Source organism: Nodosilinea sp. LEGE 07298 (genome assembly GCF_015207265.1).
Lineage (GTDB): Bacteria > Cyanobacteriota > Cyanobacteriia > Phormidesmidales > Phormidesmidaceae > Nodosilinea.
Genome location: NZ_JADEXE010000292.1, coordinates 1 through 8,135 on the forward strand (window position 1 = coordinate 1; position 8,135 = coordinate 8,135).

Here is an 8,135-nt window from a genome sequence, read left to right on the forward strand (position 1 = left end):
CCCCCATGCCCCGCCACTACCTCTTCTTCGTTCGCGATACCCTACCGCAGCCAGCCGCCCACCTAATTCAAACGGTGCAGTGCGCCAATGCCGCCGCCAATCTGGGCTACCCCACCCAACTGTCTTTTGTCGATCGCGGCATAACCGCCTGGCAACCCTGGCGCTGGGTCAACCCCAAAGCGCAGCCCGTCAATCCGGAGTTTGCTCGGTTTTTCAATATTCAACATCAGCTTGAGTTGCTGCCTCTGGCCATGCCCTGGCCCATCGACCGAGTCAAGCACAAGCTCACCAACGCCAGCACTGTGGCCTGCAAATACTACTGGCCGCTGCACCTGGCCGCCCACACTGCCCTCGTGCACACCCGCGACTGGAACTTTGCCAAAGCCGCTCTCAAGCAGGGGGTACCCGTAATATTTGAGTGTCACCACCACACCGACAAACCCTTTGAGCCCGAGATGGCCACCCATCCTCTGCTGCAAACGGTGGTCACCGTCATCGACACAGTCAAAGAGAGCATCATTCGCAACGGGGTGCCCAAGAAAAAGGTGGTCACAGTGCCCAACGGCTTTAACAGCCAGTTTTTGGCTCGGCATCCGGCAGCGGCGCAGCAGTGGCGCGATCGCCTGCTCGATCAGCAGTTCGACCAGCTCGTCGTCTATGCCGGAGCGCTGCACGAGTTCAAAGGGGTAGATGTGCTGCTAGAGATTGCCCCCCAGTTTCCGCAGGCGAAATTTGCTTTGGCGGGCGGCCCCCTTAACCAACAGCAGCACTACCGCGATCGCATTACCAACCTAGGGTTAGAGAATGTAGACCTGCTAGGTTTTTTAGAGCAGCAAGACCTGGCCCACCTGCTGCAAGCCGCCGATGCGTTAGCCCATCCCCATCGGCAAGGCCCAGCCGCTACCTTTACCTCACCGCTTAAGCTATTCGACTACCTGGCGGCGGGAGCCCCCATCGTCGCTACTCGCATTCCATCTTTAAAGAACTGGCCCCTGACTGCGCAGATTGCTGCCTGGTGTGACCCCGATCAACCCCAGGCGTTTGCGGACAGTTTGCGGCAGGTTTTGACCCAACATCCCCGCCCTGCCGAAGGGTTTATCCCTGATATCGATATCCTAAAACCCTACTCTTGGGAAACCCGGATCGAGACTATCCTCGCCCACGTCGAAGCGCAATATCGCCCGCTCAAGTTTTAGCTTACAGTCACGCTATTGTTGGTTATTTCTATGCCTGGTCTGCTTGGTTTTGCTGGCAAAAACATATCTTCTATAGACAGTAGATTAACGCTACAGTCTATGGCCAAGCTGCTCATGCACCGCCAATTTTACCGGCAGACTGAGCCAGTAGTAGACCGCTATTTTGCCGGTGTACAAATCACAACAGCACCAGCAAAATCCCGCGAAAGCTTTTGTGCAGATGGAGGCGTCTACGTCTGGATTGACGGAGAGCTATACCCCTCTGGCCAGGCTCACAATTCGCAGCCAGTTCCCTCATCCTTAGGACAGGGCTATTCGGGTGCCCGCGTGCTGCTTAATGCCTATCAGCGTCAGCACCATCAGGCATTGCTACGTCACCTAGACGGCATTTTTTGCGCCGTCATTTACGACTCTAATCAAGCGCAGGTTCATCTTATTTCAGACCGCTATGGTCTTCGCCGTCTGTACTGGACCGTGCATCGTGGTGTCCTATTTTGGTTCCCAGAAATCAAGGCGCTGCTAGGGCTATCGGGCTATACCCCAACCTTAAACCGGGAGGCCATAGAAGATTTTTTAGGAATTCGCTATATCCAGGGCAATCAAACGTTTTTAGCTGGGGTTAGCTTACTGCCAGCGGCCACCCTACTGACCTGGGATATTCAGGCGGCGACTTGCCACCCAAATCGCTACTGGTGGTGGACGGAAATTCCACGTCGTACTGACATTCCTAAAACCAGTCACGCCGACCTCGAAGCTGATTTGGCCAATCTTTTTAGCTCGGCGGTAAGCCGTCGATGTCAACCCCACGAGTCAGTCGGCCTTACCCTCAGTGGTGGCTTAGATTCTAGGGCTATTTTGGCGGCAATACCCAGCGCTCAGGGGCCGATAAACTGTTTAACCTACGGCCAGGCGGGCTGCCAAGATAGCTCGATTGCCCAGCGTGCGGCCGCGATCGCTCAAGCTAAGTTTCACCTGTGCGAGTTCGATGCCCAAACCTGGTTTTGGCCTAGAGTCATGGCCCTTTGGGAAATGGATGCTCCTTGCAGCATTCTCCATGCTCAGTTTGCTGGCCCTAGCCAACTTATTCGTAGCCAAAATCTATTCGAGATCAATCTGCATGGAGAATGGGGCGACAAACTCTCTGGAGACCAGTTTTTTGCCCCAGAAAAGTTTGAAACCTTTGTAGATCGACAGCTTAACTTAGGCAATTTTGCTCGCACACCGGCCCACTATACCGCCGTGATGACAAGAGCTAAAGCTTATTTTGAATCGCTGGGCTCTTCGTCATATCTATTAGCTCTTGATGGCCGCGTTAGAGGCTTTATCTCTAAGGACATGCGCATCAGTCTGGTTGACGGTATCGAAACGCGCTTTCCCTTTTTGGATTATGAATTGCAAAAGTTTTTGTATGCCATACCGGAAAAGTATTTTAAGTCATCGGCCTTATACCACCGCATGCTAATTAAACATTTTCCCGCCTACTTTAAAGCCCTTCCCTATCAAAAAACAGGGCTGCCCCTGGTCAAGAGTTTACCCAAGCATCATTGGCATCAGCGGTTAGATCGGTATCATCAACGGGTACACAGCCTGACCCAACCACTGCGGCCTAAACGCACCGATCGCCCTGCTGTCGCGCAATTACAGCCGCGAGAGTTTGCTGACTATGCCGCCTGGTTGCGCGAGTCTCCAGCCAAAGACTTTATTGATCAATTGCTGGGGGCACCTGAACCGCTATACGCCGAGTTCATTGACCCTAAAGTTGTGCGGCAAGACTGGGAAAACCATTTGGCGGGCGAAGATTTAGCCGATCGCTTGGGAACGATCATTTCTCTAGAAATTTGGCTAAACCAATTTTTTATGGGCAATTATAGAGCCTTCTAAAGCCCCTCAATTTAGCTCCACTAAAGCCAGCTTGAGACGTAAACACCATGACACCCAAGAGCTATGACACCTAAGATCGTTGGCATGTTGTCGAGCTATAGCGGTCTCACCCAGTGCGACTGGCTATGGAAGCAGAGCCCTCAGCCCTTTGGTATTTGGGGCAATATGCAGCTTCATGCGCCAGACCCCCAGCCTGACTACCTGCTGCTCTACCAGTTCAACTTTCACGAGCAGTTTGCTCCCCCGCGCCGATCTAAATCGCAGCAGTTGCGCGATGCGCTGTCTCTTGCCAAACCTAACGTTGCAGTGGATGTCTTGGATAAGCTGCCTCCCCAGTTTAGTCAAGTGCCCAAGGAGCGGATTGCCTTTTTGTTGCGCGAACCACCCCTGCCGGAGGTGCGACCCAAAAACCTGCTCAACTATGCCCACGCCCGCGACTACTGCGGCTACGTCTCTGGCCCCGACGACTCGGCCCCTACCCCCGCCTACATGCCCGCTATCTGGTACGTCAATGTCTCCTTCCGCGAGCTGAACGAGGCCCCGCCTCCCGAAAAACACAGCCCTTGTAGCTGGATCACCTCCGGCATTAACCGCACCGAGAGCCACCGCCAGAGGTTAGCCTTTTTGCAGCAGCTTCAGGACAGTAGCCTACCCGTCGAGGTCTACGGGCGCGACCTGCCCCCCGGCACCCGCACCGCTGGGGAACTAAGCAACAAGTGGTCGGGTATGGCCCCCTATACCTACAACCTGGCGATCGAGAACTTTGCAGACAACGACTGGTACGCCAGCGAAAAACTGTGGGATGCGCTGCTCTCCTGGTGTCTGCCCATTTACTACGGCGGCGGCGCGGCAGATAAACTGTTGCCCCCCGGCAGCTTTTTGCGCCTGCCTAGCCTGGATGAAAAAGGGATTCAGTATATTCGCGAGGTAACGGCGAGCCCGGATGCGTGGATTGAGGCCAAGGATGCGATCGCAGAGGCCCGCCAGGTGATCCTCCACAAGCTCAACCTAATGAACTGGCTATCGGAGTGGGTGGGGCAAGAGCAGCGCTAGCCCACGGCAAACTCAGTGAACTGACGCTTAAAGGGCGAGTGAAACCCCAGCACAATGTCGTGCTTCGGCACGCCGCGATCGACCAACTCATTGGCGATGCCGCCCTCGGTGCCGTCGTGCTGTATCCAGATTTTGCCGTCTTTGATGTCAAGATGCAGCACGCAGCCGTAGACCCGCCGCTTGTTCGACCAGCCCACGTGGACGACCTGGTAGCGATCGCGCTCAGTGTCGAAAATCAGCTCGGTCTCTAGCTCTGGATTGCTGAAGTCCACGTGGCTATACTCGGTTAGCATCTCTTGAACCAGCGGGCGGTAGCGTTCTAAGTTGGCCATTTCACAATCACCTCCTCCTCTGGATCGTAGATCACCAAGCGGACTTGGTAGCGCTCCACCAATCGGCGGGGCAGCTCTAGCCGAAAAAACTCCCGATCTGCATCTACCGGAATGGCCAGGTAGAGGGTCCGCTCAGGCTGTTCTTCTTCTAGGGCAAGCTGATATTTGAGAAATTGGCCCAGCGCCATGCTGAACTCGGTCGTGGCAGAAGAACCCACAAAACTTTTGATCTCCACCGCGATTTTCTCGTTCCCCCGCTGTGCCGCCAAAATTCTTTCAGCTCCTAGGTCAACGTACATATCGACGCCACCGAAGCTGATGAAAAGCGGATCGTGGGTAATTGTCCAACCGTCTTTCTCAAGGGCGTGTCTGACGGCATCGTGAAACAGGTCTTTGGCAGCCATAGGCAAACCATATCTAGAGAATCGCAGCTCTAGCCCCATTCTAGAAGCTGCCAGCCCTACCGATTTCCTGAGCTTGCGAATACCATGGGCACCGGGGCAAGTCTAAAAAATCGGTGCTCTCCTCTTTACTGAAAATCAGGTGCTATAGAGATCCCTTACCTGGCATCAGTGGGCACCCCAGGAACCCATTTTTTGAAAAAACGGGTTCCTTTTTCATTTTGGCATGGTAAACGGGCAACTTCTCTGTAGGACTTAGTACCAACCAGCGATAGGCAGTCAGACAGAGCCATGGACGGCATTTGTACCCTCGGCAACGATCGCGTCTACGACCAAATCGTCGCCCTGCTTAACAGCATCGACGTCTTCGCCCCAGGGATGCCGGTGTGCATTTACCCCTACGACGACCAGGTGGAGCGTTTGAGGGAATTGGTGCGATCGCGTCCTCAACTCACCCTCTACGACAACACTGCCTCTATTCAGCGGTGGGATACCTGGGTCGAGCAAATCTGGGCCGCCCACCCCACCGCTCGGCAGCAGTGGAATGCGATCGGCAGCACGGGCATTCACCGCATGGGTACCCACCGCCGCTTCTGCGCCTTCGACGGCCCCTTCAATCGCTTCCTCTACATGGATGCCGACACCCTGCTGCTCAGCGATCCAATCCCGATATTCGACGCGCTGACTAAGTACGACTGGGTTACCTACGACTTTCAGCACAAAGACCTCAGCCATGTGTATGACGAGAATTCTGACTGGATGGAAAGATTGTTCTCAGCGAAACAGCTCCAGCGGCAGGCGTTTTGCTCGGGCTTCTACGCGAGTCGCCAAGGGCTGTTTGATCCTGATCGAGGCCAAGACATTCTGGATTGGCTTAATTCTGGGGAAGCAGCGGTGCTGTACTCCATGGCTCCCGACCAAACTATTCTCAACTACTTGGTCATGCGGTGCGAGATCAACTCCTGCAACCTGGCGCTGACGTTGCCAACTGAGCAACGCACCGGCAACTCCGTCACCTCTAGTCACTTCATCATTCAAGAAAACCGAGTCTACGACAAGGGCGTACCGCTGCTGTATCTGCACTACATTGGCCTGTCATCCAAATTTTTCGCCCGTCTCTGCAATGGCGAGAACGTGGAGTTGCCCTACCGCGAGGTGTTCTTGCACTACCGCTATCTGCACAATCCTGAGACCCGCCCCGCTCTGCTGGGCAAACTAGTGACAGCCAAGCCCCAAGGCTGGCGACGGTACCTAAAACCCCTGGCCCAGTTGCTCCCCTGAGGATTGCTATGACTTCGCGCGGCATTTACATTACAGCCAACGACAAGGTGATGGATCACGCGATCGCCTGCCTCAACAGCATTCGCGCCCACGACCCCAGCATTCCGGTCATGTTGATTCCCTACAACGACGACTACCACCAGGTGGCCGAGGTGCTGGGCCGCGACTACGGCGTGGAGGTCTACCCCGATCTGGAATTCATTCAGCGGTTGTCAGAAAACCTGCACGGCATCTTTGGCGAGGGGTTCTTTGCGCGGCCCAACCAGTTTCGCAAGCAGGCCTGCTGGTTTGGCCCCTTCGATCGCTTCCTCTACATCGATACCGATGTGGTGGTGTTTAGCGCGATCGCCAAAGTGCTGGACTGCCTCGATAACTACGACTTTATCAGCTACGACTACCAGCACCGGGGCGGCATTCGCAACGTGTTTGCCCCCGCCATTATTGAGCAGGGCGTTTTCACCGCCGCCGAGCTAGAGGATATGTTCAACTGCGGCTTTTGGGGGTCTAAAAAAGGGTTGGTCAGCGAGCAAGACCTCTACGACACGTTTGCCGAATGCGCCGCCCACCCCAACTATTTCGACTTTTCCGAAAAAACCTCCGACCAGCCGATCATCAACTACCTGATTCTCAAGCGCATGGCGCGGCGGTTTAACCTGGTGCGCCAGCCCGGCGGTGGCCCCGGCAACTGGGCGGGCAGCCCCCACTTTGTGCAAGAGGGCATGACGCTGGTAGATCCGAATGTGAACAAGCCCCTCGACTATCTGCACTGGGCGGGTTACCGCATTCAACCCGGCTGCCCCTACTGGGATATCTGGGCCTACTACCGCTACCTGCGCGATCCCGACAGCCGCCCAGCAGAAGTTCCGGTAGCAGTCCCATCTCCTATGAAAACCCTAAGTCGCAAGGCAGGCAAACTACTAAGCCGTTTAAGCAAATAGCAAAGTTTTGTAGGGTGGGTTAGGCCTCGTTAACTTTGGCCAAAAAAACCAACACTTTAGCAAGCCGTAACCCACCAACCGAGCCTGATTGACTGTCAAAATCTCCCTGCATCAAGACCCCAGGGTTCTTTTGCAACTGTCAAAGAATTTTGGCTTACCCCAGAAGAACCCTGGGGTCTAACCCTGCTAAAACAAGCGGCCTTGCTGAACTTCTCCTAGCGCCGATCGCGCTGTACCGGAAGATGCTAGGCGATCGGCGTAGCGTGTAGTCTCAGGCAGGCGATATTTGGTCGTGCATCGCAGCACTAGGTCGATCGCGGTTTCGAGCGTGGTGTAGTGGCCGGAGGAAATGTACAGCGGCTTGGTGTTGGCGCGGTTGCGCAACACAGCTCCAATCCTCTCTCCCCGATCTATTAGCGGTACCCAGGTACCTTTGTCAGGCGGTACCTCGGCGTGGGTGCCCACCAGGCGTGACTTGGCCACGCCAACCGTGGGGCGATCGCACAACAACCCCAAATGCGACGCAATCCCCAATCGCCGAGGATGCGCGATCCCCTGACCATCGCAGAGAATCACATCTGGCTCGGTGTTGAGCTGCGCCAGCGCCGCCAGCACCCCAGGCACCTCCCGAAACGACAGCAGCCCCGGCACGTAGGGAAAGACGGTCGGCTGCCGCACCAGCACCTCGTCCACCGGAGTCAGGTCGGGGAACGATAGCACCACTACAGCAGCGCGGGTGGTTTGGCCCTCATCCTCAAACCCGGCATCTACCCCGGCAACGTAGCGAATCGGGTTGGGCAGGCGATCTTGAAGAATGACCTGGGGCGCGAGGGTTTGCTGCAGGGCGATCGCCTCGGCGGGCGTCGTCGGCCAACTCTCTGGAAACTGAATCTGCATAGGCAAAGCCTTCGTTATGCCGTAGCCTCTAAGTAGCTAGGCGCATTTAAACATAAAACGTTCTAGCTGATAATTTCCAGCTTTACTACGCGCTTCCATGCCGTCAATGACGGTCATGGCCAAGTCATATTCGTTATCAAACATCTGACCGGCAAT

8 protein-coding genes are annotated in these 8,135 nt (G+C 55.4%); 5 read left to right on the forward strand and 3 right to left on the reverse strand.

Annotated elements, in window-relative coordinates:
- From IQ273_RS26980 to IQ273_RS26990, 3 genes are all read left to right on the forward strand, one after another.
- Window positions 1-1,196, forward strand: a 1,196-nt coding sequence (locus IQ273_RS26980; protein ID WP_228053963.1) for a glycosyltransferase, incomplete at its 5' end; no start/stop codon positions are given.
- Between the two features lie 99 nt (window positions 1,197-1,295).
- Window positions 1,296-3,077 carry an asparagine synthase-related protein gene (locus tag IQ273_RS26985; protein ID WP_194026222.1) on the forward strand — a complete coding sequence of 594 codons (1,782 nt, stop codon included), beginning with the start codon at window positions 1,296-1,298 and terminating at the stop codon, window positions 3,075-3,077.
- Between the two features lie 63 nt (window positions 3,078-3,140).
- Window positions 3,141-4,130 (forward strand): glycosyltransferase family 10 domain-containing protein, encoded by a 990-nt coding sequence (locus IQ273_RS26990; protein ID WP_194026223.1) that lies wholly within the window; start codon window positions 3,141-3,143, stop codon window positions 4,128-4,130.
- On the opposite strand, the gene IQ273_RS26995 is transcribed toward IQ273_RS26990, so the two are convergent.
- Both IQ273_RS26995 and IQ273_RS27000 read right to left on the reverse strand, forming a co-directional pair.
- Entirely contained in the window at window positions 4,127-4,462 is a 336-nt protein-coding gene (locus IQ273_RS26995; RefSeq protein ID WP_194026224.1) for a XisI protein, read from the reverse strand. The genes IQ273_RS26990 and IQ273_RS26995 overlap by 4 nt on opposite strands.
- Window positions 4,450-4,866: a XisH family protein gene (locus IQ273_RS27000; RefSeq protein ID WP_194026225.1), complete on the reverse strand. Its 417-nt coding sequence runs from the start codon at window positions 4,864-4,866 to the stop codon at window positions 4,450-4,452. The genes IQ273_RS26995 and IQ273_RS27000 overlap by 13 nt, the downstream gene beginning before the upstream one ends.
- A gap of 288 nt (window positions 4,867-5,154) precedes the next feature.
- Here IQ273_RS27000 and IQ273_RS27005 point away from each other — a divergent pair, with 288 nt between their 5' ends.
- Window positions 5,155-6,144, forward strand: a complete 990-nt coding sequence (locus IQ273_RS27005) for an Npun_R2821/Npun_R2822 family protein (RefSeq protein ID WP_194026226.1) — start codon at window positions 5,155-5,157, stop codon at window positions 6,142-6,144.
- An 8-nt stretch (window positions 6,145-6,152) separates the two neighbouring features.
- On the forward strand, window positions 6,153-7,082 hold the full coding sequence (locus tag IQ273_RS27010) for an Npun_R2821/Npun_R2822 family protein (protein ID WP_194026227.1): 930 nt from the start codon (window positions 6,153-6,155) through the stop codon (window positions 7,080-7,082).
- Window positions 7,083-7,268: 186 nt separating this feature from the next.
- On the opposite strand, the gene nfi is transcribed toward IQ273_RS27010, so the two are convergent.
- Window positions 7,269-7,979, reverse strand: coding sequence for a deoxyribonuclease V (gene nfi, locus IQ273_RS27015; protein ID WP_194026228.1), 711 nt, complete (start codon window positions 7,977-7,979; stop codon window positions 7,269-7,271).
- Window positions 7,980-8,135: the final 156 nt, after the last annotated feature.

Coding starts and splice junctions, on each gene's coding strand:
- IQ273_RS26990 (WP_194026223.1), top strand. CDS start 3,141: ATGACACCTAAGATCGTTGGCATGTTGTCGAGCTATAGCGGTCTCACC.
- IQ273_RS27000 (WP_194026225.1), bottom strand. CDS start 4,866: ATGGCTGCCAAAGACCTGTTTCACGATGCCGTCAGACACGCCCTTGAG.
- IQ273_RS27005 (WP_194026226.1), top strand. CDS start 5,155: ATGGACGGCATTTGTACCCTCGGCAACGATCGCGTCTACGACCAAATC.
- IQ273_RS27010 (WP_194026227.1), top strand. CDS start 6,153: ATGACTTCGCGCGGCATTTACATTACAGCCAACGACAAGGTGATGGAT.
- IQ273_RS26995 (WP_194026224.1), bottom strand. CDS start 4,462: ATGGCCAACTTAGAACGCTACCGCCCGCTGGTTCAAGAGATGCTAACC.
- IQ273_RS26985 (WP_194026222.1), top strand. CDS start 1,296: ATGGCCAAGCTGCTCATGCACCGCCAATTTTACCGGCAGACTGAGCCA.
- nfi (WP_194026228.1), bottom strand. CDS start 7,979: ATGCAGATTCAGTTTCCAGAGAGTTGGCCGACGACGCCCGCCGAGGCG.